Here is a 24,761-nt window from a genome sequence, read left to right as displayed (position 1 = left end):
AAGGAAGCGTCACCGGTAGAACCCGGCGTGGGACGGAAACTCATCGCGCAAGCTCAGACGGCAGTCCGAACGACGGGAAGTCCGCCTCGAGGAACGAGACAACAGAGGCGATCGATGACCCCCGCAGCACCACCACATCCAGACCGCCCGGCACATAACGATCGCCGGACAACAGATACGTCCCGAACGCGAGCTGCCCGTTCGCCCGCGCCGGCAAGAACCGCCAGCGATCCCGCAGCGGCCCGTCCACCAGGAAGTCACGAATAGCCGAGCGACCGGAGAACCACTGCGGCAGCGGAGGCATCGAGTACCGAGCGTCCTCCGCCAGCATCGCCACGATCGCGTCCACGTCACCCGACTCCCATGCAGCCATGTACCGCCGTACCAGGTCCCGCTCACCAGAGTCACCCAGCGCCCGCAGCGTCGTCTGCTGACTGGGCCCCAGCGAGCTCACTACCGCTCGGGCTCGCTGCAGCGCGCTGTTGACCGCAGCAACCGACGTGTCCAGCAACTCCGCCACCTCACGCGCTGCAAACGCCAGTACGTCGCGCAGCAGCAACACCGCGCGCTGCAACGCCGACAGGTGCTGCAGAGACGCAACAAACGCCAGCTCCACCGACTCCAGCGCAATGACCCGCGCCTCCGGGCTCAGCTCGGCCGTCCATTCGAGTCGGCTTGGCGGATAGGGCTCAAGCCACAGCGGCTCCAGATCGACGGGCTGCTCCCGACGCCGCTCGATGGCTGTGAGGCACCGGTTCGTGGCGATCTTGTACAGCCACGCACGGAGAGATCCGCGGTCCTCGTACCCACTCAGTCCTTTCCACGCGCGGACCAGCGTCTCCTGTACGGCGTCCTCCGCGTCAGCGTCAGACCCGAGCATCCGGTAGCAGTGGGCATGCAGTTCCCCGCGCCACCGCTCCACCAACTCGTCAAAGGACTCCACGCGCCCAGCGTTGCAGAGTTGCCGCTGCTCTCCCACTGTCCACGGCCTCGCGGCACCGCTCCAGACACTCGGCCATCTGCTCGAGCAGCACCCCACGACCAAGCTCAAGCGTCACCAGAGCTGCCGCAGCATTCAGCAGTACGACGTCCCGCACCGGCCCCAGCTGTCCGTCGACCACACCACGCAGCACGCGCGCATTGAACGCAGCATCACCACCACGTAGCTCAGCCAACGAAACAGGCGCCAACCCGAGTGACCGCGGATCGAACACTACCTGCGAGGCCGAGCCGGCATGCACCACCCACACGCGAGACAGACCGGTCGTCGTCAGCTTGTCCAACCCGTCGTCGCCACCCACCACCAGTGCGGACCCGCCACGCGTAGCCAGCGCTCCAGCGATCACAGGAAGCATGCGAGGGTCAGCAACCCCAACCAGCTGACACGAAGGGTCCGCTGGGTTGATCAGCGGCCCGAGCACGTTGAACGCCGTCGGTACGGCGAGCTCGCGCCGTACCACGGCAACGTGGTGCAACGCCGGGTTGAAGCGTGGAGCGAACAGATACGTGATCCCAACGGCCGCAGCAGACCTAGCCGCCTCAACAGCGGTCAGGTCGAGCGGCACGCCCAAGTGCTCCACCAGGTCGGCAGAGCCGCCAGCGGTGGAGGACGCCGCGCGTCCACCATGCTTCACCACAGTGACGCCAGTAGCCGCTACGACGACGGCTGCCATCGTGGAGATGTTCACCGCGCCAGTACGGTCGCCACCCGTCCCCACGATGTCCACGAACGGTCCAGCTATCCGCACCGGCGTGGCGTGCGAACGCAGTACTGAAGCAAGGCCGGCGATCTCCTCGGCTGTCTCGCCCTTGGCGCGTAAGGCGATCAGGAAGCCGGAGATCTGGGCCGGCGACACCTCGCCCATCACCAGCTGGTCCATCGCCCACCCGGCGTCCGCAGCCGTCAGGTCGGAGCCGGCCAGAAGCGCGGAGATCAGCCCGGACCAGGTCCGGAGTGTTGTTGCCATCGGCAATCCTCGGGGTAGGGGCCGCCCACGAGGAAACGGCCGCCTCGCAGGAGACGGCCGGGTGGTTACGCGCGGAAGCAGGACCGTCTAGTCGACGGCCCACCAGCTGGTCACGCGCGAGTACATGGCAGTGAACATACTCAGGCGACCAGCTCCTCCGCAACGTTCCAGCCACGGATGTGGTCGATGATGAAACGAGGCACCAGCTCGTCATCGCCACCGACACTGCGGTAGGGGAAGTCGAACACCGCCAGCATGAGCTGCAGGGGGTACGACGGGGCGCCTGAGCAACTGCGGATCGGGGCGCCGTCGACGAAGAACGACGCCTCGCCCGAGGTCCACTGGACGGAGTACGTGTGGAATTCGGCCAGGTCGATCGGGAGGCGAACCGCCTCGAAGTCCTGCGGCACGGCCGGGTCGCGGATGGTCTTCAGGCCCATGCCGACCGCGGTGAACTCGCCTGGGACGATCGCGTCGCCGAACACCTCCATCACGCAGATCTCCCCGCACCGCTCCGGCTGGTCCTCCAGACCGACCATCCACAGCGAGACCATCGAGCGCGGGCTGATCTCGGCGCGGGCGCGCAGCTCGAGGTAGCCGCCGTTCGGCGTCCAGCCCCAGAACGGCTCCTGCTCCTCGCGGACGACGAGCCCTTCGCGGTACGGCTGCTGACCGACCGTGCTGCCGACCGGGCCGGAGTAGTTCCCGGACTGGATCCCGGACACGCGCAGGTCCGGCTTGTGGTCGCCCGCGCACCACAGGCCCTGCTCGCCTGGGATGCTCAGCGTGAGACAGGAGTTGCTGAGCGAGTACGTCGCCGCTGACGCCGCGCGGGAACTCCAGTGCGGCAGGTAGTACGGCGACCAGACGGACAGGTCCAGCGACGGACCGTCGAACTGGTCCTCGAACACCAGATCACCACGAGTCTCGGGCATGACCCCATCATGAGCCCCGCGCCTCGTCGCGCGGGACCCGCGGATCGAGGCTGTCGGTGGTGTGTCACATCATGGTGCCCGGATTCGTCAAGGAGATGACGGATCACGACGGGAGGGTGGGCAGTGGACGAGCACGACCAGCTTGCGCGGCAGTTCGAGCAGCATCGCGGGCAGTTGCGCGCGGTGGCGTACCGGATGCTGGGTTCGCTCGCGGAGGCCGAGGACGCCGTACAGGAGGCGTGGTTGCGGCTGAGCCGGTCGGACGTGAGCGACGTCGGCAACCTGGCCGGCTGGCTGACGACGGTCGTGTCGCGGGTCTGTCTCGACATGCTGCGCAGCCGGAAGTCCCGCCGGGAGGACTCCCTGGACACGTTCGTCCCGGACCCGATCATCACTCGTGAGGACGGCGCGCCGAGTCCCGAGGAGGAGGCGGTTCAGGCCGATGCCGTCGGGCTGGCGATGCTCGTCGTACTCGAGACGCTGGCGCCGGCCGAACGGCTCGCGTTCGTACTGCACGACCTGTTCGCGGTGAGCTTCGACGAGATCGCGGCCATTGTGGACAAGTCGCCGGCGGCGACGCGGCAGCTGGCGAGCCGGGCACGGCGACGGGTGCAGGGCGCTCCAGCCGGTGACGGGGATCCCGGCCGGCAGCGCGAGATCGTCGAGGCGTTCATGGCCGCTTCGCGCGGCGGCGACTTCGAGGCGTTGCTCTCATTGCTTGACCCAGACGTCGTACTGCGGGCGGACGCCGGTGCGGCGACCGCCGAGTTCGCCGGACCGGCCATCTCGAAGCTGGTCCGCGGCGCGCGGGCCGTCGTCGAGCAGGCCCTCATGTTCAGCCGCATGGCGCCGTACACCGAACATGCCCTCATCAACGGCATGCCGGGAGCCATCACCGTCGTCAACGGCCGCCTGATGGGCGTCATGAGCCTCACCATCACCAACGGCAAAATCACCGAACTCAACATCCTCGCCGACCTCAACCGCCTCGAACACCTGCCGCTCGCCGCCTGACCCAGAAAAAACCTGGCGGGGGTGTCAATAAGCGCCTGGCTTCTTCGACGTGTTTGTAGAAGCGAGAGGAGCTTGGGATGACGACGCAGGTTGTGCGTGCGGCTGCGACAGATGTGGTGGCAGGGCTGCTGGGTGCCGGGTTCAACGGTGCGATTCGGCTGCCGGGGGACGTTGAGTACGACGTACAGCGGCGGTCGGTGATTCCGACTGTGGACTCGCGACCGCTGGTCGTCGCCGAGGCGTACGGGCGGACCGACGTACAGGCGGTGGTGCGGACAGCCCGCGAGTACGGCGTGCCGGTTGCGGTGCAGGCGACGGGGCATGGGACGCGGGTGCCGGCCGATGGCGGGATTCTGCTGAAGACGACGCCGATGACGTCGGTGCTGATCGACCCCGAGCGCCGGATCGCCAAGGTCGCGCCGGGCGCTCGCTGGGGTGCGGTGATCGACGCGGCCGGGCAGTTCGGCCTCGCGCCGCTCTCCGGCTCGAGCCGGGACGTCGGCGTCACCGGCTACACGCTCGGCGGCGGCGTCGGCTGGCTGGCCCGCAAGTACGGCTTCGCGGCCGACAGCGTCATCCGCGCCGAGGTCGTCACCGCCGACGGCCGGTTCGTCACCGCGAGCGCCGAGCACCACCCGGACCTGTTCTGGGCGATCCGCGGCGGCACCGGCAACTTCGGCATCGTCACCTCACTGGAGTTCCGCCTCTACCCGGTCCGCCGGGTCCACGCCGGCATCGTGCACTACGGCATCGACCGCGCAGCCGACATCCTGCGTCGGTACCGCGACTGGGTGACCACGATCCCCAACGAGCTGAGCACAGCCGTCGTACTCACCAAGAGCTCGGTCGCGATCAAGGTCATGTACGCCGGTGACGCCGACCTCGCCGAACACCTGCTCAAGCCGCTGTTCGAGGTCGCCGGCCCGCGACTGTCCGGCGAGCTGCGCACGATCGAGTACGGCGAAGCCGCAATGGGCGGGACGCCGGCCCGCTACCTGGACTTCCTCGACGTCCTGCGCGACGACGTGATCGACGCCCTGACCAGCTTCCCGGACGACGAGGTCCCGACGGTCGAGATCCGGCACTGGGGTGGCGCGATGGCTCACCCGGGTCCGGGCGCGGGACCGGTCGGTCACCGGCTGGCGACGTACTCGCTGATCATCGACCGCGAGGTGCCCGACCTGGCCGGCGTCCTGCGGAACTCCGGGCGGACGTTCGTGAACTTCCTCGGCGACCCGGACCGCGCGGAGACGGCGTACGACGCCGACGACCTGCAGCGGCTGCGTGAGGTCAAGCGGGCGTACGACCCGACCAACTTCTTCCACCTGAACGCCAACATCAGGCCATAGAAAAGCGACCCGGTCCTCAGGAGGGCAGGGGACCGGGTCGCTCAGGTTTGCTCAGACCGTGCCGGAGTTCCCGTAGACGGTCACGTGCACATGGTCGTAGTGGTTCGCGGTGGTGCTGCCGCGGTCCTCCATCGCGCGCCAGCCTTCGCTGCTGCGCTGGACGGTCCAGATGTGCTGCGACCAGATCAGCTGGCTGATGCCGAGCTTCTTGTAGTTCGCCTTCAGCCAGGCGGCGACCGCGTCGCCTTCCGAGCCGCTGACCATGATGTCGAGCGCGTGACCGGTCGAGTGCTCGGAGCCGCTGTCACCCGCCCGCAGTCCGCCGTACGACGTGATGTCGGAGAACTTCGCGCACACCGCGCGGTGGACGCGGATCGCATCCGGCGTCAGGCCGTCCTCAACCGCCGAGCCGGACTTGCAGGCCGCCTGGGAGATAGCGCCCGAGACGGCCGCGACCGGCTTGGTGGCGGACAGGTACTGCGACTTGACCCAGCGGACCTTGCCGTCGCGGACGATCTGGGCCCAGATGCCATCGACCTTGCCGGTGACGGAGACCTTGGTGCCGCTCGGGATGACGGTGAGCAGCGAGCCGGCCAGATCCGGCAGCGACCAGACGTTCAGGTCGGTGGTGGCGTACTTCGAGCCGGTGATCTTCGGTGGCAGCGCGGCCGCCGCGCGAGTCTTCGCCGCGGTCGGCTTCGGGATCGGCGCCTGCTTCTTCAGGTGCTTCGGGGCCGCCGTCGTCTTGGGTGCCGGAGTCGGCGTGACGTTGAGGGAGGGGCGGTAGGCGTCCCGGCTGGTGTTCGCGTCCCGGGCCAGGTCGATGGCGGAGGAGGCGATCGGGGTGTTGAGTTGTACGTGGTGGTCAGGAAGCGCGGCCGCGGAGCCGGTGGCCACCAAAGCCACCGCCGCGCCGGGAATCGCCACCTTGACGATGCCTGGCTGAATCAGAATCCGGCGCGGTTGGCGGTGCCGCGCCTGTCTATGCCGTCCTGCCACTGAATCACCCAATCTGCCGAGACCAAACCGTTATCGACCGGAGGAGTCAAGCACAGATCACGGCGCGGGTTCGAATCGGGGTCCAGTCTTAACGCATTACGAACATCCGAGGCGGCCGTTGACCGTAATCTGCCCGATATCCGGATGAGACGGCGCTGAGATCAAACGCTTGGTCGGCAGATCGCGCCTGAGGTCCGACTTTGTGCACGAGATCCGTACGGCGGGGGCGGCGCCGTACGGATGTGGTGCACAGAGTGTGATGCAGCTGGCGGCGCGGAAGGGCTCGGGCTGGTTGGGTGTGGGGGTGGACGAGTTGGGGTTTCGGGTCGAGCGTGGGGTGGTGGCCCGGCTGGTGATCGATCGGGCCGAGAAGCGGAACGCTCTGACGCGAGCGATGTGGGAGGCATTGCCGGGAGTACTCGCGGAGCTCGCCGAGGACGAGATCGTGAAAGTGCTGCTGGTCACCGGCGCGGGGCCGAGCTTCTCCGCGGGGGCGGACATCGGGGAACTGATCTCGGGTGCCGATCCCGCGGACCCGATGGCGGAGCTGCGGGTGTTCAACCTGCGGGCCCAGGCGGCGTTGCGGGAGTTCCCGAAGCCGACGGTCGCGGTGGTGCGGGGGCATTGCATCGGCGGCGGGCTGGAGATCGCGGTGAACTGTGACTTCCGGTTCGCGGCGCGGGGCGCGATGTTCGGGGTGACGCCGGCCAGGATCGGGGTCGTCTATCCGCCGGAGGCGATCAAGGTGCTGCTCGATCTCGTCGGCCCTGCGACGACCAAGTACCTGCTCTTCAGCGGAGAACTCCTCACCGCCGATCGGGCCGAGCTCAAAGGCCTGGTCGATCGGGTGGCTGAGCCGGCCGAGTTGGACGCGGACGTCGAGGCTTTCGCCGCGACGCTGGTGACGCGGTCGCAGCTGACCATCCGTTGTGCGAAGGAGACGGTCAACGCACTGCTGGCCGATCGTCCGGCTCCCGAACGCTACGAGGAAACCATCGCCACCGGCGAGCTGGCGGAAGGCATCGCCGCCTTCCTCGAGAAGCGCCCACCGAGCTTTCCGTGGAATTTCAGGCGCTGATCAAGGTGCCGCGGAGTTCTACGCGGTCGCTGACTGCGGTGGAGACTTGGGCGGCGATCGCCTCGGCTCGGGCGTCGTCGGGGACGTCGACCATGAAGTAGCCGGCGAACTGCTCCTTCGCCTCGACGAAGGGACCGTCGGTCACAACCCGAGCGCCGTCCCGGATCTGCACGATCCGGCCCCGGTCCGGTGGCAGCAGCCCTTCGGAACTGACGAGTTCGCCGCTCGCTGCCAGCTCGTCCTTGAGCGTGATCAGCTTGCGCAGCCCATCGTCGTCCGCCGCGGTCCAGTCGCGATCGGAGTCCCGGAAGATCAGCACGACGTACCTCATGGGCTCACCGTAGCGGCCGGGACGGACAGAACCCCGCGGCGATGTGTGCGAGCGCGCGCGGGGCCCTGCGTTTCTTGCGACTGGCTAGTACCAGTACCTGCGTCCGGCGACTGGGCGGCCAGTGGATCCGAGCAGCCAGAACACCGCTCCGACCAGCAGCACGATGATGCCGAGGGTCCACAGGATCGAGACCCCGAACACGAGCCCGAGCACCAGCAGGATCACTCCGAGGATGAGCATGAAGCCTCCTTTTTCCTAGGGCCGCCGGGCGGAAGCATGACGACCACGCGCATCCGGTGCCCCACTCATTCATCTGCGAACCTCGTTCATGCGTTTGACCTTCGCTTACTGTGCGGAGCCGTTGACCACCTCGAGGTGACGGTCGGCTGCGCTGCGGCTGATCAGCAAGCCACAGCCCGCGACACCTACCGCGATGCAGGCCCACACCGCCAGGAACGCGACCCGGTAGCCGTGGGTCAACGCAGCCGGCGTGGAGCCCGTCGTACTGGCTGTGGCGATAGCGGAGAGCAGTGCGATGCCGACTGCACCACCGATCTGGAAGCTGGCGCTCTGGAGCCCCGACGCGACGCCGGAGTCCTCACTGGGCACGTCGCTGAGCGATGCGATGGAGCCCGCGACTGTGCCGGCACCCAGACCGGCGCCGAAGATCGTCAGACCCCAGAAGGCGAGCTCGAAGTAGCTGGAGTCGACAGTGAGCCTCGTCATTACCGTCGTACCGGCGCCCGCCACCAGGAGCGAGGCGAACGCGACGCGGCGCGGGCCGAAGCGGGTGACGAGGTGCTGCCCGATCATGGACGCGACGACCGCAGCAGCCGCGAGTACGGCGGACATCAGGCCGTAGCGGACTGCGGAGACGCCCAGCGCGAGTTGGGCGTACTGGGTGTAGATGAAGTTCAGCCCGAACGCCGTGAGACCCCAGCTGATCGTGATGAGGTTGCCACCGACCAGAGCGCGTGAGCGGAAGATCCGCAACGGTACGAGCGGCGCGGTCGACCTCTGCTCCACCAGCACGAACAGGCCGAACAGCAACGCCGAGAGCAGCAGCAACACGACAGTCCGGCCTACCGACGACGCCGGAGCCTCGACAACGGCGTACACGAGCGCAATCAGTGCGGCGGTAACCGTGATCGCCCCGGCGACATCAAAACCGCGCCGTCCGGGTCCACGGCTGTCCAGTAGCAGTACCGGCGCCAGTACGACGACCAGCAGGCACACCGGCACGTTGATGAAGAAGATCCACTGCCAGCCGAGCCCGTCCGTCACAGGCCCACCGATCAGGGAGCCCGCCGTACCGCCGACCCCACTGGTCGCTCCCCAGATCCCCAGCGCCTTGTTGCGATCCGGACCGGCCGGGAACGTCGTCATCACGATCGACAACGCACTCGGCAGCAGTACGGCGGCAGCCGCGCCCTGCAGGCCACGCGCGAGTACCAGCGCGTCACCACTCCACGCGAAGCCGCACAGCAGGGAGGACGCACCGAAGAGCAGTAGTCCGGCGATGAACACGCGCCGCCGGCCGAGCAGGTCCGCGATCCGGCCGCCGAGCAGTAGTAGTCCACCGAACATCAGCCCGTACCCGCTGGGCACCCACTGGACTCCGCCAGTGGAAAAGGTCAGCTCACGTTCGATCGACGGCACTGCGACCAGCACGATCGACGCGTCCAGAATGATCATGAACCCGGTCAGGCAGAGCAGCGCCAGTGCGAACCAGCGCTTCGACTCCGTCACCATCAGACGCCTCCAGTACGGCGGGACACCCCGGCTGAGCGTCCTTCGGGGGAGACGTCGGGCCTGCCGCGGCCACCTCGACATTTCGACAGCAAACTTTTCGCCCTCGAAGTTCGACTCAAGATGTTTCGACCTCGAAAGATCTCAGGGCGAGGTCTGTCGAAGGGGGAGGGGTTTGTTCCGACGTACTGGGTGAGAGGGGGTCACACCGGCCTCCGCGAGCGTCAGGATGGTGCCCGTGAAGTACATGCTGCTGATCTACAGCAACCCGGAGAGCTGGGCGAGTCTGTCCACCGAGCAGCGCGAGGGCCTGTCCCGCGCGCACAACGACCTGACCCGTGAGCTGAGCGAGCAGGGGCTGCTGGTCAGCGCGGCTGGGCTGGCGGACCCCATCACCAGTCGGACCGTGTCAGTACGCGACGACACCACCACGACCACCGACGGGCCGTACGCTGAGGCCAAGGAGCACCTGGCCGGCTTCTACCTGGTCGAGTGCGATGACATCGACCAGGCGATCGGCTACGCGGCCCGGATGCCGGACGCGAAGTACGTCGCGGTGGAGGTGCGGCCGGTGATGGACACGTCCGGGCTGGAGATGTGAGTAACTTCGAGCTCCTCCTCCGTGAGCAGGCGCCGCAGGTGCTCAGTGCGCTGGTGCGGCACTACGGCCACTTCGACCTGGCCGAGGAAGCGGTCCAGGAGGCGTTGCTCGCGGCCGCTCAGCAGTGGCCGACCGAGGGTGTGCCGGACAACCCGCGCGGCTGGCTGATCCGGGTCGGGTCGCGCCGGCTGACCGACCTCCTGCGCAGCGAGTCGGCCCGGCGACGTCGCGAGGAGAATGCGGCGCAGCTCGCCGTACCGGAGGAATTTGTTGCCTCGAGCCCTGAAATTGACGATCCCGGCGGGCGGGACGACACGCTGACCTTGCTGTTCCTGTGCTGCCATCCGGCGTTGTCGCCGGCGTCGCAGATCGCGCTGACGCTGCGTGCGGTCGGCGGTCTGACGACTGCGCAGATCGCCGCTGCCTTTCTGGTGCCGGAGGCAACGATGGCGCAGCGGATCAGCAGGGCGAAGCGCAGTATCAAGCAGGCAGGCAGTACGTTCGAGATGCCGCCGGAGGCGGAGCGGGACGCGCGGATGAGCGCCGTACTGCACGTCCTCTACCTGATCTTCAACGAGGGCTACACAGCTTCGTCCGGTACGTCGCTGCACAGTGCGGAGCTCACCACCGAGGCCATCCGGCTAGTGCGGGGCGTGCGCAAGCTGCTGCCTGACGACGGCGAAGTAGCCGGTCTGCTGGCGCTCATGCTGCTGACGGATGCACGGAGACCTGCTCGCACGGGTGTGGACGGCGCACTGGTCCCGCTGGCCGAGCAGGACCGGTCGCTGTGGAATAAGGCAGCTGTAGTCGAGGGCGAGGCGCTGGTCACCGACGCACTGTCGCGGACGCAGCTGGGGCCGTACCAGGTGCAGGCCGCAATCGCTGCGGTTCACGACACCGCCGAGCGGGCTGAGGACACGGACTGGCGGCAGATCGTCGCTCTGTACGAGGTGCTCGAGCACATGGTGGACAACCCGATGGTGAAGCTCAACCACGCGGTGGCCGTGGCTATGGCGACCGGCCCGAAGGAAGGGCTCGCCGTACTGGAGCCACTCGAGTCGGACGACCGCCTGACCGGCCACCACCGGCTGGAGGCGGTACGGGCGCATCTGCTGGAGATGTCGGGCGACCTGGCCGGTGCGCGAGAGAGCTACCTCCTGGCGGCCCGTCGTACGACGAGTGTGCCGGAGCGCGACTACCTGCAGTCAAAGGCGGAGCGCCTGGCCTGAGTCGCGATGGACCCTGACTTGTGTCAGGTTGGAGCTGTGGATCTCACCAGGGCCTCGCTCCTCCGCGAGATGCTGACCGGTACCGAGCTCGGCACCCGGACGACTCACTTCGCCCACTCGCTCCGCAGGTTCACCACGCGGACCGGCGGGCTGATGCTGTTCGGCCCGGCAGAGGACGAGCCCTGGCACCTGACGGCTCACCTGGACGACGAGCTGCACCGGGCCGGCATCGAGGACATCCGGCCGTCCCTCATCCGCTGGTCGCCGCCACCGGGTGCACCGCCGCACCTGTCGATCGGCCTCGACAGGCTGACCGACGCGGGCCGCGGTGAGTCCCTGCTGGTGGTTGCCGAGGAGGACCCCGCTGACACGCTGCTGGAGCGCGTCAGCGACGTACGACGGCGCGGTACGACGATCTTCAGCATCGGCAACGGTGACAAGGAGCTGGCGTCACTGAGCCACGAGTCGCTGGTCCCGGAGCTGCTGGTGCCCGACGGGTTCGGGTGGACCAGCCGGCAGCTCGAACTCGACCACGACGACCAGCAGCCCGCCGTACCGGTCACTGACCTGGACGAGCGCACAGCGGAAGGCTTCGAGATGGCGCAGCACCTGGTCAGCCTGGCCACGGCCGACGAGGACGCCGGCCAGCCCAGCTGGCGCCGCCGCCTCCGCGCGGCAATAGAACGCCTCAGCGGCGAACCGGCTTAGCGGCGACCGGCTTTTAACCCTCGAGGTACAAGGCGGCGAGCCCGGCCTCCGCACCTCGATAGAACGCCTCGGCGCGGACCGGTTCAACCCTCCAGGTACAGGGCGGCGAGCCGGGGCAGGTGGCTTTGGAGGTCGTCTTCGTCGTCGAAGTCGATCTCCTTGCCGGCCGGCAGGTCCGGGGTGTCCGGCGCCTCCGAGTCGACTGCCTTCCAGAACGCCGCCTCGTCGCCGGTGACGTTCTTGTAGGCGTGCGGCGCGACGTGCAGCATCCCCTCGCCGTCGAACCCCTCGAAGCCCTCCGGCCGGTCCTCGTCGACGACGTCGGCGAGCGAGTCCGGATCAGCCAGCGCGGCCTCCCAGACCTCCCGTCCCTGCGCGATCAACCAGCCCCGGAACGAGTCGAACCCGTCCTCCGAAGCCCCCGAGTTGATCAGGTACGCCGCCGCCCACACGTCCCACCGGTACGACTCGACCTGCAACCGCGCGAGTTCGACTCCGAACCCGGCGATCTCCTCAGCGTCCAGCCCACCCAGCAGCTTGGTCAGCGCGTCCGCAACCCCATCCGGATCCGCCACGGTGTCATCCACCCCACCGCGCGCATCCTCGACCAATCCCCAGAACCCGTGCCTGTCCACCCCCCAAGCGTCTCACCACCCCCAGTCCATTGGGAGCGCTGATTCGAAGTGATTTACCAGACTTCGCCGAGCTATGCGGTCTGCTGGGGTGGTGGTGGTTTACCAGACCTCATCCAACTGTTTGCGTTGATCGTCGGTGAGGTGGAGGTCGGCGCCCTGGAGGGCTGTTGCGAGGTAGGCGGGGGTGGTGATGCCGATGATGGGGGTGATGGCGGGCGTACCGCCGGTCAGCCAGGCGATGACTACCTCGCTGGGGGTGACGGACAGGTCGGTGGCCAGCTGGTTCAGCAACGCGAGGCGGCGGGTGGTGCCGGGGTGGTCGAACGCCTGGTGGATAGGGCGGTCGGGGCGATTCTCGTAGGCGCCGGACATCAGGGGGCTGTAGGCGAAGAGCTGCACCGACGAGTTTCCGGCGGCGTAGTCGAGGACCTCGTCGGTGATCCAGCCGAAGCGGTGGTCGTGAGCCTTGTCGCGGACGAACGGGCGCGGCTGGAGGTAGGAATAGCGCAATTGCAGAGCGGTCGGTTCCACCACGCCCAGCCCACGCAGTCGCTCAGCCCGCCAAAGCGCGTAGTTCGACAGCCCGATCCGGCCGACAACACCAGCTGCTACATGCTTACCGAACGCGGCAGCCGTCTCCTCCAAAGGCACCGACCGGTCGTCCCGGTGGGCCCAGTAGAGGTCGATGTGGTCGACACCGAGCCGCCGCAGCGAGGCCTCCAGCGCGGCGTCGATCGCCGCCGCGCTCAAGCCTTCTGAATGCGACGGGTAGCTGCCAGGCCAGAGCGGTTCACACCCGACCTTGGTCGCCAGCTTCACTCGGTCCCGTACGCCCGGCCGGCGTGCGAACCACCGGCCGAGCACTTCCTCGCTCTGACCCCCATGCCCGCTCGGGTCCTGCCAGAACGCGTAGCAGTTCGCGGTATCGATCCACTCCCCACCGGCGTCGACGTACGCGTCCAGCAGCGCGAACGTCTCCTGCTCCCCGATCCGCGTCCCGTACTCCATGGCTCCCAGTGCGATGTTCAGCATGCCGAGAAGCCAACCTGCTAGAGCGCTGTCTAGGTCAAGCCCTGTCCCGCTGCCACACCGTGACAGCGATCCCCTCGCCGACCGTCAGCGACTGCCCCAGCCGCCACTTCGTCTTGTCCGGCGTCTCACCGAACAGCCGTCTCCATGTCAGAGCTCCTGCCCGAACTGGCGCAAAACCGGGGCAAGCACGGGCGGCTCGACATTGTGGTTCTCGCCCTGCACCGGGAGCAACCGCGCGGTCGGCAGCAGCTCAGCCACCGCCTCCGCGCCCCGTCGAAGGTACGGCGGGGTGTTGTCGCCGTGCATCACCAGAACCGGTACGTCGACCGCGGCCCAGCGATCGGTCGGCAGCGGGTTGCCCGACATGGTCGTGCCCATGATCCGGCCGTCGTACGCGATCGTCCCGGCGATGTCCGCGACCGCAGACCAGATCGGCGTCCCTCGCATGGAGTCGACCATCTCGGCCGGCAGCAGGGCCGCCGCGGTCATGAACAACTCCACCGCATCGTCCGGACTCCCGGACTCGAGCCGCTCGACATAGTCGACCGGCAGCGGCGGCCGCGCGTCGTCCACGACCACCGGCGGCTCGAACAGTGCGAGCGCCTTGATCGGCAGCCCGGCGGCCACCGCGTCCAGCGTCAGCAGGGAACCGGACGACCAACCGAAGACGGTGGCCGGCTGGCCGGCGTCCTCGATCAGCGCGGCGAGATCCTCGATCTCCCGCTGGATCGCGTACGGCTTGGTGTCGGTGCTCTCGCCCCGGCCGCGCCGGTCGTACACGTACGTCCGGAACTCGTCGCTCAGCAGCTTCGCCACCTCGGCGTTCGACGGGTTCACGGCGCGGTGTGCGGTGGCGCCGTCGATCATGATCAGCGGCTGCCCTTCTCCGACTGCATCGAAGGCGATCGTGGTGCCGTCGGCGGATGTCACGGTGCTCATCGGAGCCCTCCCTTGGTGTCGTTCGGAACTAGACCGTACAGTACTCACATCAGAACTGGACTGTCTAGTATGATTTCGGAGAACGTGGAGGAGGATCCCGTGGAGCACCGTCAACGGGCTGCCGTCTGGCAGCCGGAACAGCCCGTCGCGATCGAAGGAGAAGGCCGGACGCCGCGTAAGCGCCGGGCGATCCTGGGCGCCGCGACCGAGGTCTTCCTCCAGCACGGGTACCTGGGCGCGAGCATGGACGAGGTCGCCGCCAAGGCGGGCGTCTCCAAACAGACCGTCTACAAGCAGTTCGAGAACAAGGAGCACCTGTTCGCCGAGATCGTCCTCGGCACCAGTGACCAGCTCCTCGACGGGCTCACCAAGGCGTACGCCGAAACCCTCGACCGAGCCACCGACGCACGAGAAGCCCTGCAGAACCTGGCGCACTACTTTCTCGACAGCCTCACCAACAGCAGCGTGCTGCAGCTACGCCGCCTCGTGATCGCGGAGGCCGATCGCTTCCCTGACGTCTGCGGAGCCTGGTTCAACAGCGGCTTCGAGCGCTCGCTGGAGGCGCTGGGCGTGGCGCTGACCAGTCTGACCGACCGGGGCATGCTCCGCGAGCTCCCCGACCCGACGCTCGCGGCCTACCAGTTCGCCGGCCTGGTCATGTACAAACCGATGAACCGCGCCATGTTCGCCGGCACCGAGGCCCGACCCCCCGCCGACGAGTTCGACCAGATCGCCGACCAGGCAACCGAGGTCTTCCTCGCCTCTTACGGTCTAGAGCGTCCCTCGAGTTGACGTCCGTACGACGAGCTCCGGCGTGAACGTCACCCGCTGATGCTCGTGGTCGGGGTTCGACGACTCATCCAGCAGTAACTCGGCAGCAGTACGCCCGAGGAGTTGACGCGGCTGACGGACCGATGTCAGCGGTACGGCGGCAGCCGCGGCGAACTCGATGTCGTCGTACCCGACGATGGCGAGGTCTTCCGGCACCCGCAGTCCAAGCGAAACGCATTGCTGCAGCAAACCCAATGCCAGCAGGTCGTTCGCGCAGAACGCCGCCGTGGGACGACGGGCGGCGGGTAGTCCGGCAAGTCGTTGCCCTGCGCCCCTACCTTCGGCGACGGTGAGCGCGCCGGTGGTGATCTCGATCAGGTTCTCCGGTGGCTTGCCGGCCTTCCGCAACGCCCGCCGGGCGCCGTCGCGACGGTCCAGGACCTGGCCGATCGTGTTCGGGCCGCCGACGTACGCGATCCGGTCGTGACCGAGCTCGAGCAGATGCGCGATGGCGAGCTCGCCGCCGAGGACGTCGTTCACCGCGACCGAGCAGTGCTCGCCGTCGTCGATGGCCCGGTCGACCACGACGACCGGCGTACCGCGGGCGGGAAGCTTGCTCAGGCGGGACGAGTTCTGGTCGATCGGGGTGATCAAGATGCCCTGGACGCGTTGCTGTTCGAGCAGGTCGAGGTAGTCCGCTTCGCGGTCGGCGTCCTCGTTGCTGTTGCAGAGGAAGACCGAGAGGCCGGCCTCGCGCGCCGCATCCTCGACGCCCTTCGCGACGTCGGTGAAGAACGGGTTGCCGGCGTCGAGCATCAGGTACGCGAGGATCCGGCTGCTGCCCGCGCGGAGCTGACGGGCCGACTCGTTCCGGACGAATCCGAGCGACGCCATCGCCGCCTCGACCTTCGCCCGCGTCACCGGGCTGACCACCTCGGGCCGGTTCAGCACGTTCGACACGGTGCCCAATGAGACCCCGGCCGCGGCCGCGACGGCTTTCACCCCGGCGGCCCGCCGCCGCGCCTTCCGCCGGCGAGCGGTCACCCGGCTGGTGCCGTCACCCTCGGGCAGCGGCGAGGGAGCGCTGTCCGCTGCCATGCGCGACCTCCCGGCGTCAAGGCCCCCGAGGGCCAGGGTTTGAAACGTCTTAGTGATCGAAGCGTAGCCGTTTTCCACCCGTTTTCCGCAGCTCGCGTCCGAACCTGGCCTCCAAACGTGATCCACCTCTTGACGCCTCCAGCCGCTCGCCCTTACGTTCGTGCAATCTTCTTGAAACCTTTCAGCAACTCGACGCCCGGAGTTGGAGGTGACCATGGCCGACGCCCTGCCGCTGTTGCGGGTCCGCGAGGTGTCCAAGTCGTTCGGCGCGGTCGCCGCGGTCCGCGACGTCTCCTTCGACCTGTACGGCGGTGAGGCGCACGCGCTGGTCGGCGAGAACGGGGCCGGGAAGTCAACCATCGTGAAGATGCTGGCCGGCGTACATCGTCCGGACACCGGCAGCATCGAGCTCGACGGAACAGGGCAGGACCTCGGCACCCCCGCCGACGCGAAGGCGGCCGGGATCGCGGTCATCTACCAGGAGCCGACCCTGTTCCCGGACCTGTCCGTCGCCGAGAACATCGCGATGGGCCGCCAACCTCTGGGTCGTTTCAAAACCATCGACCGGGCCGCGATGGTCCGCCAGGCCGCTCAGCTGTTCGCACGCCTCGGCGTGTCGATCGACCCGAACCGCCCGGCCCGCGGCCTCTCGATCGCCGACCAGCAGCTGGTCGAGATCGCCAAGGCACTCTCCGCGGACGCGCGCGTGGTGGTGATGGACGAGCCGACCGCCGCGCTCACCGGCGTCGAGGTCGAGCGGCTCTTCGCCGTCGCCCGGTCACTGCGCGACGACGGCGCCGCGCTGATGTTCATCTCGCACCGGTTCGAGGAGATCACCGCCCTGTGCGAGCGGGTCACGATCATGCGCGACGGCCGGCACGTCTCCACCGACCTGCTCACCGACATCACCGTCGACGAGATGGTCCGCAAGATGGTGGGCCGCGACCTCGGCGCCCTCTTCCCCAAGCAGGACGTCGCCGCCGGCGCGGTCGCCCTCAAAGTCCGGGGACTCTCCCGCGACCCCGTCTTCAAAGACGTCTCGTTCGACGTCCGCGCCGGTGAGATCGTCGCCCTCGCCGGCCTGGTCGGCTCCGGCCGTTCCGAGGTGGTCCAGTCGATCTTCGGCGTCGACCCGCGCGACACCGGCACGGTCGAGGTGGTCGGCAAGACCCTCAAACCCGGCTCGCCGAAACAGGCGATGGCTGCCGGCGTAGCGCTGGTCCCCGAAGACCGTCGCCAGCAGGGCCTGCTGATGGAGCTGTCGATCGAGCGCAACGTCACGCTGCCCAGGTCGCGCTCGCTCTCCCAGCTCGGCTTCCTCACCGGCAACCGTGAACGCCGCGAAGCCAAGGAGTGGACCCAAAAGCTCAAGACAAAGTACGGGCGTCTGTCCGACAACGTCGGCACCTTGTCCGGCGGCAACCAGCAGAAGGTGGTGCTGGCGAAATGGCTGGCCACCAACCCGAAGGTGCTGATCGTCGACGAGCCCACGCGCGGTATCGACGTCGGCACCAAGGCTGAGGTGCATCGGCTGATGTCCAGCCTCGCCGCCGACGGTGTCGCCGTACTGATGGTGTCGTCGGAGTTGCCTGAAGTGCTGGGCATGGCTGACCGCGTGCTGGTGATGCGGGAGGGGCGGTTGGTGGCCGAGCTCGATCGGAGTGAGGCGACCGAGGAGTCGGTGATGTTCGCCGCGACGGGACAGGAGGCCACGCTGTGACCGCCGTAGAACTGCCCGCGCCGCACCGCTCCTCGCTCGACGTCGTGTTGCGAGCGAGAGAGCTCGGCATCGTCCTCGCGTTGGGCATCCTCGTCCTGGTCACCACGATCTCGAACCCGCGCTTCCTGTCCGGGCAGAGCATCCGGGACATCCTGCTCAACACCGCGATCCTGGCCGTTCTGGCGGTCGGCCAGGCCGTGGTGGTGATCACGCGCAACATCGACCTCTCGGTCGGCTCGGTCCTCGGGCTGAGCGCCTTCACCGTCGGCACCCTGCTGCAGAACGACAACCTTCCGGTGGTGCTGGCCCTCCTGGTCGGTGCCGGGGTTGGTGTCGTGTGCGGTGCGGTCAACGGCGTCATCGTCCGCTACGGCAACGTTCCGGCGTTGGTGGTGACCTTGGGGACCTTGTACGTCTACCGCGGCATCACCTACTTCTGGGCCGGCGGTCAGCAGATCAACGCCGACGAACTCCCTGCCGGCTTCCTCGACTTCGGCAACGCGACGCTGCTCGGCGTCCCGTACCTGGTCGTGATCGCGTTGCTGGTCCTGGTGATCACCGGCGTCGTACTGCGGAACTACCGCGTCGGCCGTGAGCTGTACGCGATGGGTTCGAGTCCGCAGGCGGCGCGACTGGCCGGCATCGCCGTCGGGCGTCGTACGATCGGCGCCTTCACGGTCAGCGGCGCGCTCGCCGGGCTTGCGGGAGTGCTGTTCGCCGCGCGATTCGGGACCATCGACGCTGCGGCCGGCACCGGCTACGAGCTCAACGTGGTCGCGGCTGTCGTCGTCGGAGGCGTCGCGGTCTTCGGCGGTAGCGGCACGGTCTGGGGTGCCGCGCTCGGTGCCCTGTTGCTGACCACGATCGGCAGCGCGCTCGCCGTACTGGAGATCAACCAGTTCTGGCAGCAGGCGATCGTCGGTGGGCTGATCCTGCTCGCGATCGGCGCGGACCGGCTTGTCGCCGTACGCGTCGCGGCCAGCTTGAAGAAGCGAGGCTCGCATGTCAGCAACTGAGTCCGCCGTCGTGTCGCGGTTCGCCAACTGGAACGCGGCGATCATCGCGATCACCGTCATCGTCCTGATCGTCGCCGCGGCGAGTGTCGACAGCTTCGGTACGTCGCAGAACTTCGGCTTCCTGGTCCTCGACCTGCTCCCGATCGCGCTCGTCGCGCTGCCGATGACCCTGGTGATCGTCACCGGCGAGATCGACCTGTCGGTGGCGAGCACGCTCGGCCTGTCCAGCGCGGTGATGGGCTACCTGTGGAACGCGAACCAGCCGATCGAGACGATCATCCCGCTCTGCCTGCTGCTCGGCGCCGTACTCGGTGCGGTCAACGGGTTCTTCGTCACCGTCCTCGGCCTGCCATCCCTCGCCGTCACCATCGGCACCCTCGCGCTCTACCGCGGCCTCGCCTTCGTCGTCCTCGGCGACAGCGCGGTCGCCGACTTCCCCACGGTCTACACCGACTGGGTGACCGGCTCCATCGGCGGTACGCCGATCCCGAACGTGCTGATCATCATCGTCGTACTGGCCATCGTCTTCGGCGTGATCCTGCACGCGACCCCGATCGGCCGGGCCGTGTTCGCGGTCGGCGCGAGTGAGCAGGCCGCGCGATTCGCCGGCGTACGACCGGGCCGGGTGAAGTTCTGGCTGTACGTCGCCAGTGGCCTGATCTCGGGCCTGGCCGGGGTGCTGTGGACGTTGCGGTACTCCAGCGCCCGGGCCGACAACGGCGCCGGTCTCGAGTTGGCCGTGGTCGCCGCGGTCCTGCTCGGCGGCGTCTCCATCTTCGGCGGCAAGGGCGCGCTGCCCGGCGTGATCGCCGGTGTCGTGCTGCTCGGCTCGCTGCAGAACGCGCTCCGCCTCTCCGATGTCTCCAACGAGGCGCTCAACGTCGTCACCGGCGTACTCCTGATCGCCTCGGTTCTCGGTCCCAACCTGGTCAACCGACTCCGCCGTACCTGAAAGGACGAACGATGACTCAACGCAGGAATCTGGCGGTGCTGGCCGTTCTGGCGCTCGCGTTGTCTGCCTGTGGCGGTACGACGAAGTCCAGCACGGAGAGCCAGAACACGGCGGCTCCGGCGACCACCGCGGGTAAGGCCGATCCGAATGCCCCGCTCAAAGAGGGCCTGAAGATCGCGTACCTGCCCAAGCAGCTGAACAACCCGTACACGGACGTGGAGGTCGGCGGCGGCAAGGTCGCGGTCGGCGAGATCAAGGGCGAGTACAAGCTGGTCGGTCCGAATGACGCCAGCGCGTCGTCGCAGGTCAGCTACATCAACACCCTGATCCAGCAACAGCAGAACGTGATCGTGGTGGCGGCGAACGACCCGAACGCGGTCTGCCCGTCGCTGAACCAGGCCCGCAAGGCCGGCGTCAAGATCGTCACCTTCGACTCCGACGCGTCGAAGACCTGCCGGGACGCGTTCATCAACCAGGCCACCACGCAGGGCATCGGCGAGAGCCTGGTGAAGATGGCCAGCGAACTGGCCGGCGGTTCTGGTGAGATCGCCATCCTGTCCGCGACGCCGAACGCGACCAACCAGAACTCCTGGATCAAGGTCATGCAGACCGAACTGGCCAAGCCGGAGAACAGCAAGCTCAAGCTGGTGAAGATTGCCTACGGCAACGACGACGACCAGAAGTCGTTCACCGAGGCGCAGGGTCTGCTGCAGTCGTACCCGAACCTCAAGGTGATCGTCTCGCCGACCACCGTCGGCATCGCGGCCGCCTCCCGGTACGTGAGCGCGTCCAGCTACAAGGGCAAGGTCGCCATCACCGGTCTCGGCCTGCCGAACCAAATGCGCCAGTACGTCAAGGACGGCACGGTGAAGAAGTTCGCGCTGTGGAACCCGGCCGACATCGGCTACCTGGCGGCGTACGCCGGTGCCGCGCTGAGCTCGGGCCAGATCACCGGTGCCCAGGGCGAGAAGTTCAAGGCCGGCAAGCTCGGTGAGTACACCATCGGCGCGGACGGCGAGATCGTCCTCGGCCCGCCGACCGAGTTCACCGCGGCGAACATTGACCAGTTCAACTTCTGAGGGCAGCTCTCGTGAACCGCTATTGCTTCTGTCTCCAGGTGCGGCCAGACCGCTTGGAGGAGTACGTCGAGCGCCACCGCGACGTCTGGCCTGAGATGCAGGCCGCGCTGCGCGACACCGGGTGGCACAACTACTCGCTCTTCCTCCGCGACGACGGCCTGCTGATCGGGTACGTCGAGGCGGAGGACCTGGAGGCGGCGCAGAAAGCGATGGCGGCGACCGAGGTGAACGCCCGCTGGCAGGCCGAGATGACTGAATTCTTCACCGGTATCGACGGGAGGCCGCCGGACGAGTCGTTCCTGCTGCTGCCCGAGATCTTCCATCTGAAAGAGGACTGAGCATGACGACCGAAGCTGTCAAGATCGCCCTGAGTCGCCAGGAGATCGAGCTGCCCTCCTGGGCGTTCGGCAACTCGGGCACCCGGTTCAAGGTGTTCAGCCAGCCCGGCGTGCCGCGCTCGCCGGAGGAGAAGATCGCCGACGCCGCGGTGGTGCACAGGTACACCGGCGTCGCCCCGAGCGTCGCGCTGCACATCCCGTGGGACAAGGTCGACGACTACGCGAAGCTCGCGGCGTACGCCAAGGAGCAGGGCGTCCGGCTCGGCGCGATCAACAGCAACGTCTTCCAGGACGACGACTACAAACTGGGCAGCGTCACCAACCCGGATCCGCGGGTACGGCGGAAGGCGACCGACCATCTGCTCGAGTGCGTCGACATCATGGACGCGACCGGGTCCCGCGACCTGAAGCTGTGGTTCTCCGACGGCACCAACTACCCGGGCCAGGACGACATCCAGGACCGGCAGGACCGGCTGGCCGAAGCGTTGAAGGAGGTGTACGACCGGCTCGGTGACGACCAGCGGATGCTGCTGGAGTACAAGCTGTTCGAGCCGGCCTTCTACACCACCGACGTACCGGACTGGGGTACGTCGTACGCGCACTGTCTGGAGCTGGGGCCGAAGGCAACGGTGTGCATCGACACCGGGCACCACGCGCCGGGCACGAACATCGAGTTCATCGTCGCCTTCCTGCTCCGCGCGAAGAAGCTGGGCGCGTTCGACTTCAACAGCCGGTTCTACGCCGACGACGACCTGATGGTCGGCTCGGCGGACCCGTTCCAGCTGTTCCGGATCATGAACGAGATCGTCCGCGGCGACGCCCTCGACCCGGACCGCGGGATCGCCTTCATGCTCGACCAGTGCCACAACATCGAGGTGAAGATCCCGGCCATCATCCGCTCGGTGATGAACGTCCAGGAGGCGACCGCCAAGGCGCTGCTGGTCGACCGCGACGCCCTCCGCTCGGCCCAGGCCTCGGGTGACGTGCTGGGTGCGAACGCCGCGTTGATGGATGCGTACAACACCGACGTCCGGCCGCTGCTCGCGGAGCTGCGGGAATCCCAGGGCCTGGACCCGAACCCGATCGCGGCCTACCAGGCCAGCGGGTACTACGAGCAGATCATCAAGGACCGTGCCGACGGCCAGCAAGCCGGATGGGGAGCCTGAATCATCATGAGTGACACCCCAAGCGTCACTGCCGAACTCGTTGCGCGCAGCAACCGACTGGGTGCCGATCCACGCAACACCAACTACGCCGGCGGTAACACGTCCGCGAAGGGTACGACGACCGATCCGGTGACCCAGCAACCAGTCGACCTGGTCTGGGTGAAGGGATCCGGCGGCGACCTCGGCACGCTCACCACGGCAGGTCTGGCCGCATTGCGGCTCGACCGGCTGAATGCCCTCGTCGATGTCTACCCGGGCGTCGACCGCGAGGACGAGATGGTTGCCGCCTTCGACTACTGCCTGCACGGCAAGGGCGGCGCGGCGCCGTCGATCGACACCGCGATGCATGGGCTGGTCGACGCTCCACACGTCGATCATCTGCACCCGGACTCCGGGATCGCGCTGGCGACCGCGGCCGATGGCGAGAAGCTGACCGCCGAGTGCTTCGGCGACCGTGTCGTCTGGGTGCCGTGGCGGCGGCCCGGGTTCCAGCTCGGTCTCGACATCGCGGCGGTGAAGCGGGACAACCCGCAGGCGATCGGCTGCATCCTGGGCGGTCACGGCATCACCGCCTGGGGCAACACCTCGGCGGAATGCGAAGCCAACTCCCTCGACATCATCCGTACGGCGGAACGCTTCCTGGCCGAGCGCGGTGTCGCCGAGCCCTTCGGTGCCGTGGTGCCTGGGTTCGAGGCACTGCCTGTTGAGGAGCGCCGTCTGCGTGCTGCCGCCCTGGCTCCGGTGATCCGCGGTCTGGCGTCGACCGACAAGCCTCAGGTGGGTCATTTCAACGACTCGGATGTCGTGCTGGAGTTCACGTCGCGGGAGAAGCTGGCCGCTCTTGCCGCTTTGGGCACGTCATGCCCGGACCACTTCCTTCGGACCAAGGTGCGCCCCCTCGTACTCGATCTGCCGACGTCGGCGCCGCTCGAGGACGCGATCGCGCGGCTGAAGGAGCTGCACGCGGCGTACCGCGAAGACTATGCGGCCTACTACAACCGGCACGCCGAGCCGGACAGCCCGGCGATGCGTGGTGCGGATCCGGCGATCGTTCTGGTGCCGGGTGTCGGCATGTTCAGCTTCGGCAAGGACAAGCAGACGGCGCGGGTGGCCGGCGAGTTCTACGTGAATGCGATCAACGTGATGCGCGGGGCCGAGGCGGTCTCGTCGTACGCTCCGATCGATGAGCGGGAGAAGTTCCGGATCGAGTACTGGGCGCTGGAGGAGGCGAAGCTGCAGCGGATGCCTCGACCGAAGCCGCTGGCGACTCGGGTTGCCTTTGTCACCGGTGGTGGTTCGGGGATCGGGAAGGCGATCGCGCAGCGGCTGGCCGCTGAGGGTGCTTGTGTGGTCGTGGCCGACCTGGATCTGGCCGCGGCCGAGGCGGTGGCAAAGGAGATCGGGTCGTCCGATGTTGCCGTTGCCGTCGGCGCCGATGTTTCTGATGCTTCGGCTGTGGAGGCTGCGCTCCGGGAGGCTGTGCTCGCCTTCGGTGGTGTCGATCTGATTGTCAACAATGCCGGATTGTCGATCTCGAAGTCGTTGCTGGAGACAACAGATCGCGACTGGGACCTGCAGCACAACGTGATGGCGAAGGGCTCGTTCCTGGTCTCGCGGGCGGCAGCGAAGGTGCTGATCGACCAGGGTCTCGGCGGCGACATCATCTACATCTCCAGCAAGAACTCCGTCTTCGCCGGACCGAACAACGTCGCGTACGGCGCGGCCAAGGCCGACCAGGCCCACCAGGTCCGGCTGCTCGCCGCCGAACTCGGTGAGTACGGCATCCGCGTCAACGGCGTGAACCCGGACGGCGTCGTACGCGGTTCCGGCATCTTCGCGAAGGGCTGGGGTGCTCAGCGGGCGGCGGTGTACGGCGTACCGGAGTCGGAGCTGGGGGCGTACTACGCGAAGCGCACGCTGCTGAAGCGCGAGGTGCTGCCGGAGCATGTCGCGGCGGCCGTTTTCGCCTTGGCCGGTGGGGATTTGACCCACACGACCGGTCTGCACATTCCCGTCGATGCCGGTGTCGCGGCCGCGTTCTTGCGTTAGGAGATT

The 24,761-nt window shown here is 67.7% G+C and carries 25 protein-coding genes; 14 read left to right on the top strand and 11 right to left on the bottom strand.

Going from position 1 to position 24,761, the window contains the following annotated elements; all coding sequences use genetic code 11:
• Positions 1-40: 40 nt before the first annotated feature.
• The 3 genes from EV646_RS17685 to EV646_RS17675 form a co-directional block, all read right to left on the bottom strand.
• On the bottom strand, positions 41-943 hold the full coding sequence (locus tag EV646_RS17685) for a sigma-70 family RNA polymerase sigma factor (protein WP_241996107.1): 903 nt from the start codon (positions 941-943) through the stop codon (positions 41-43).
• Complete coding sequence (gene trpD / locus EV646_RS17680; protein WP_132149778.1) at positions 930-1,967, bottom strand: anthranilate phosphoribosyltransferase; 1,038 nt, start codon at positions 1,965-1,967, stop codon at positions 930-932. The genes EV646_RS17685 and trpD overlap by 14 nt, the downstream gene beginning before the upstream one ends.
• A gap of 140 nt (positions 1,968-2,107) precedes the next feature.
• A complete protein-coding gene (locus tag EV646_RS17675) occupies positions 2,108-2,902 on the bottom strand; it encodes a glycoside hydrolase family 16 protein (protein WP_132149776.1) in 795 nt (264 codons plus the stop codon).
• 123 nt (positions 2,903-3,025) lie between these two features.
• Here EV646_RS17675 and sigJ point away from each other — a divergent pair, with 123 nt between their 5' ends.
• A complete protein-coding gene (sigJ, locus tag EV646_RS17670) occupies positions 3,026-3,916 on the top strand; it encodes an RNA polymerase sigma factor SigJ (protein WP_132149774.1) in 891 nt (296 codons plus the stop codon).
• Positions 3,917-3,993: 77 nt separating this feature from the next.
• On the top strand, positions 3,994-5,265 hold the full coding sequence (locus tag EV646_RS17665) for an FAD-binding oxidoreductase (protein WP_132149772.1): 1,272 nt from the start codon (positions 3,994-3,996) through the stop codon (positions 5,263-5,265).
• A gap of 51 nt (positions 5,266-5,316) precedes the next feature.
• On the opposite strand, the gene EV646_RS17660 is transcribed toward EV646_RS17665, so the two are convergent.
• Complete coding sequence (locus tag EV646_RS17660; RefSeq protein ID WP_241996106.1) at positions 5,317-6,192, bottom strand: SH3 domain-containing protein; 876 nt, start codon at positions 6,190-6,192, stop codon at positions 5,317-5,319.
• A 274-nt stretch (positions 6,193-6,466) separates the two neighbouring features.
• Here EV646_RS17660 and EV646_RS17655 point away from each other — a divergent pair, with 274 nt between their 5' ends.
• Entirely contained in the window at positions 6,467-7,342 is an 876-nt protein-coding gene (locus EV646_RS17655) for an enoyl-CoA hydratase/isomerase family protein (protein ID WP_241996104.1), read from the top strand.
• Here the strand turns inward: EV646_RS17655 and EV646_RS17650 are convergent.
• The 3 genes from EV646_RS17650 to EV646_RS17645 all read right to left on the bottom strand — a co-directional run bounded on the left by EV646_RS17650 (position 7,332) and on the right by EV646_RS17645 (position 9,425).
• Positions 7,332-7,673, bottom strand: a complete 342-nt coding sequence (locus EV646_RS17650) for a YciI family protein (protein ID WP_132149770.1) — start codon at positions 7,671-7,673, stop codon at positions 7,332-7,334. The two genes, EV646_RS17655 and EV646_RS17650, sit on opposite strands and share 11 nt — an antisense overlap.
• Positions 7,674-7,757: 84 nt before the next feature.
• Complete coding sequence (locus EV646_RS39345; protein WP_199237025.1) at positions 7,758-7,913, bottom strand: hypothetical protein; 156 nt, start codon at positions 7,911-7,913, stop codon at positions 7,758-7,760.
• Between the two features lie 105 nt (positions 7,914-8,018).
• On the bottom strand, positions 8,019-9,425 hold the full coding sequence (locus EV646_RS17645; protein WP_132149768.1) for an MFS transporter: 1,407 nt from the start codon (positions 9,423-9,425) through the stop codon (positions 8,019-8,021).
• Positions 9,426-9,669: 244 nt separating this feature from the next.
• On the opposite strand from EV646_RS17645, the gene EV646_RS17640 reads away from it, so the two are divergent.
• The 3 genes from EV646_RS17640 to EV646_RS17630 are packed head-to-tail and all read left to right on the top strand — an operon-like array spanning position 9,670 to position 11,960.
• Complete coding sequence (locus tag EV646_RS17640) at positions 9,670-10,023, top strand: YciI family protein (protein ID WP_241996114.1); 354 nt, start codon at positions 9,670-9,672, stop codon at positions 10,021-10,023.
• The gene (locus tag EV646_RS17635; RefSeq protein ID WP_132149764.1) at positions 10,020-11,252 is read left to right on the top strand and encodes an RNA polymerase sigma factor; all 1,233 of its coding nucleotides are present in this window, start codon (positions 10,020-10,022) and stop codon (positions 11,250-11,252) included. The genes EV646_RS17640 and EV646_RS17635 overlap by 4 nt, the downstream gene beginning before the upstream one ends.
• 36 nt (positions 11,253-11,288) lie before the next feature.
• Positions 11,289-11,960: a hypothetical protein gene (locus EV646_RS17630; RefSeq protein WP_132149762.1), complete on the top strand. Its 672-nt coding sequence runs from the start codon at positions 11,289-11,291 to the stop codon at positions 11,958-11,960.
• Positions 11,961-12,043: 83 nt separating this feature from the next.
• Here EV646_RS17630 and EV646_RS17625 read toward each other — a convergent pair whose 3' ends face one another.
• The 3 genes from EV646_RS17625 to EV646_RS17615 form a co-directional block, all read right to left on the bottom strand.
• Positions 12,044-12,595, bottom strand: a complete 552-nt coding sequence (locus EV646_RS17625; protein ID WP_132149760.1) for a DUF4240 domain-containing protein — start codon at positions 12,593-12,595, stop codon at positions 12,044-12,046.
• Positions 12,596-12,694: 99 nt separating this feature from the next.
• A complete protein-coding gene (locus EV646_RS17620; protein WP_132149758.1) occupies positions 12,695-13,627 on the bottom strand; it encodes an aldo/keto reductase in 933 nt (310 codons plus the stop codon).
• 147 nt (positions 13,628-13,774) lie between these two features.
• Positions 13,775-14,566: an alpha/beta fold hydrolase gene (locus EV646_RS17615; protein WP_132149756.1), complete on the bottom strand. Its 792-nt coding sequence runs from the start codon at positions 14,564-14,566 to the stop codon at positions 13,775-13,777.
• A 99-nt stretch (positions 14,567-14,665) separates the two neighbouring features.
• Here EV646_RS17615 and EV646_RS17610 point away from each other — a divergent pair, with 99 nt between their 5' ends.
• Entirely contained in the window at positions 14,666-15,358 is a 693-nt protein-coding gene (locus tag EV646_RS17610) for a TetR/AcrR family transcriptional regulator (RefSeq protein WP_199237024.1), read from the top strand.
• Here EV646_RS17610 and EV646_RS17605 read toward each other — a convergent pair.
• On the bottom strand, positions 15,338-16,435 hold the full coding sequence (locus EV646_RS17605) for a LacI family DNA-binding transcriptional regulator (RefSeq protein ID WP_132149751.1): 1,098 nt from the start codon (positions 16,433-16,435) through the stop codon (positions 15,338-15,340). The genes EV646_RS17610 and EV646_RS17605 overlap by 21 nt on opposite strands.
• A 214-nt stretch (positions 16,436-16,649) precedes the next feature.
• Between EV646_RS17605 and EV646_RS17600 the strand changes: the two genes are divergently transcribed.
• Genes EV646_RS17600 through EV646_RS17570 form a run of 7 tightly spaced genes read left to right on the top strand, consistent with a single transcriptional unit; the run spans position 16,650 to position 24,755 of the window.
• A complete protein-coding gene (locus tag EV646_RS17600; protein ID WP_132149749.1) occupies positions 16,650-18,155 on the top strand; it encodes a sugar ABC transporter ATP-binding protein in 1,506 nt (501 codons plus the stop codon).
• Entirely contained in the window at positions 18,152-19,171 is a 1,020-nt protein-coding gene (locus EV646_RS17595; RefSeq protein ID WP_132149747.1) for an ABC transporter permease, read from the top strand. Before EV646_RS17600 ends, EV646_RS17595 begins: the two co-directional genes overlap by 4 nt.
• The gene (locus tag EV646_RS17590; RefSeq protein WP_132149745.1) at positions 19,158-20,123 is read left to right on the top strand and encodes an ABC transporter permease; all 966 of its coding nucleotides are present in this window, start codon (positions 19,158-19,160) and stop codon (positions 20,121-20,123) included. The genes EV646_RS17595 and EV646_RS17590 overlap by 14 nt, the downstream gene beginning before the upstream one ends.
• 11 nt (positions 20,124-20,134) lie before the next feature.
• Entirely contained in the window at positions 20,135-21,202 is a 1,068-nt protein-coding gene (rhaS, locus tag EV646_RS17585) for a rhamnose ABC transporter substrate-binding protein (RefSeq protein ID WP_132149743.1), read from the top strand.
• An 11-nt stretch (positions 21,203-21,213) separates the two neighbouring features.
• Complete coding sequence (locus EV646_RS17580) at positions 21,214-21,540, top strand: L-rhamnose mutarotase (protein WP_132149741.1); 327 nt, start codon at positions 21,214-21,216, stop codon at positions 21,538-21,540.
• A gap of 2 nt (positions 21,541-21,542) precedes the next feature.
• Positions 21,543-22,706 (top strand): L-rhamnose isomerase, encoded by a 1,164-nt coding sequence (gene rhaI / locus EV646_RS17575; protein WP_132149740.1) that lies wholly within the window; start codon positions 21,543-21,545, stop codon positions 22,704-22,706.
• 6 nt (positions 22,707-22,712) lie between these two features.
• Positions 22,713-24,755 carry a bifunctional aldolase/short-chain dehydrogenase gene (locus tag EV646_RS17570; protein ID WP_132149738.1) on the top strand — a complete coding sequence of 681 codons (2,043 nt, stop codon included), beginning with the start codon at positions 22,713-22,715 and terminating at the stop codon, positions 24,753-24,755.
• Positions 24,756-24,761 lie beyond the last annotated feature (6 nt).

Origin of the sequence: Kribbella antiqua (assembly GCF_004345665.1) — a bacterium.
Taxonomy (GTDB): domain Bacteria; phylum Actinomycetota; class Actinomycetes; order Propionibacteriales; family Kribbellaceae; genus Kribbella; species Kribbella antiqua.
The sequence above is the reverse complement of the archived record's forward strand: the minus strand, read 5'-3'. Positions and strand labels throughout refer to the sequence as shown.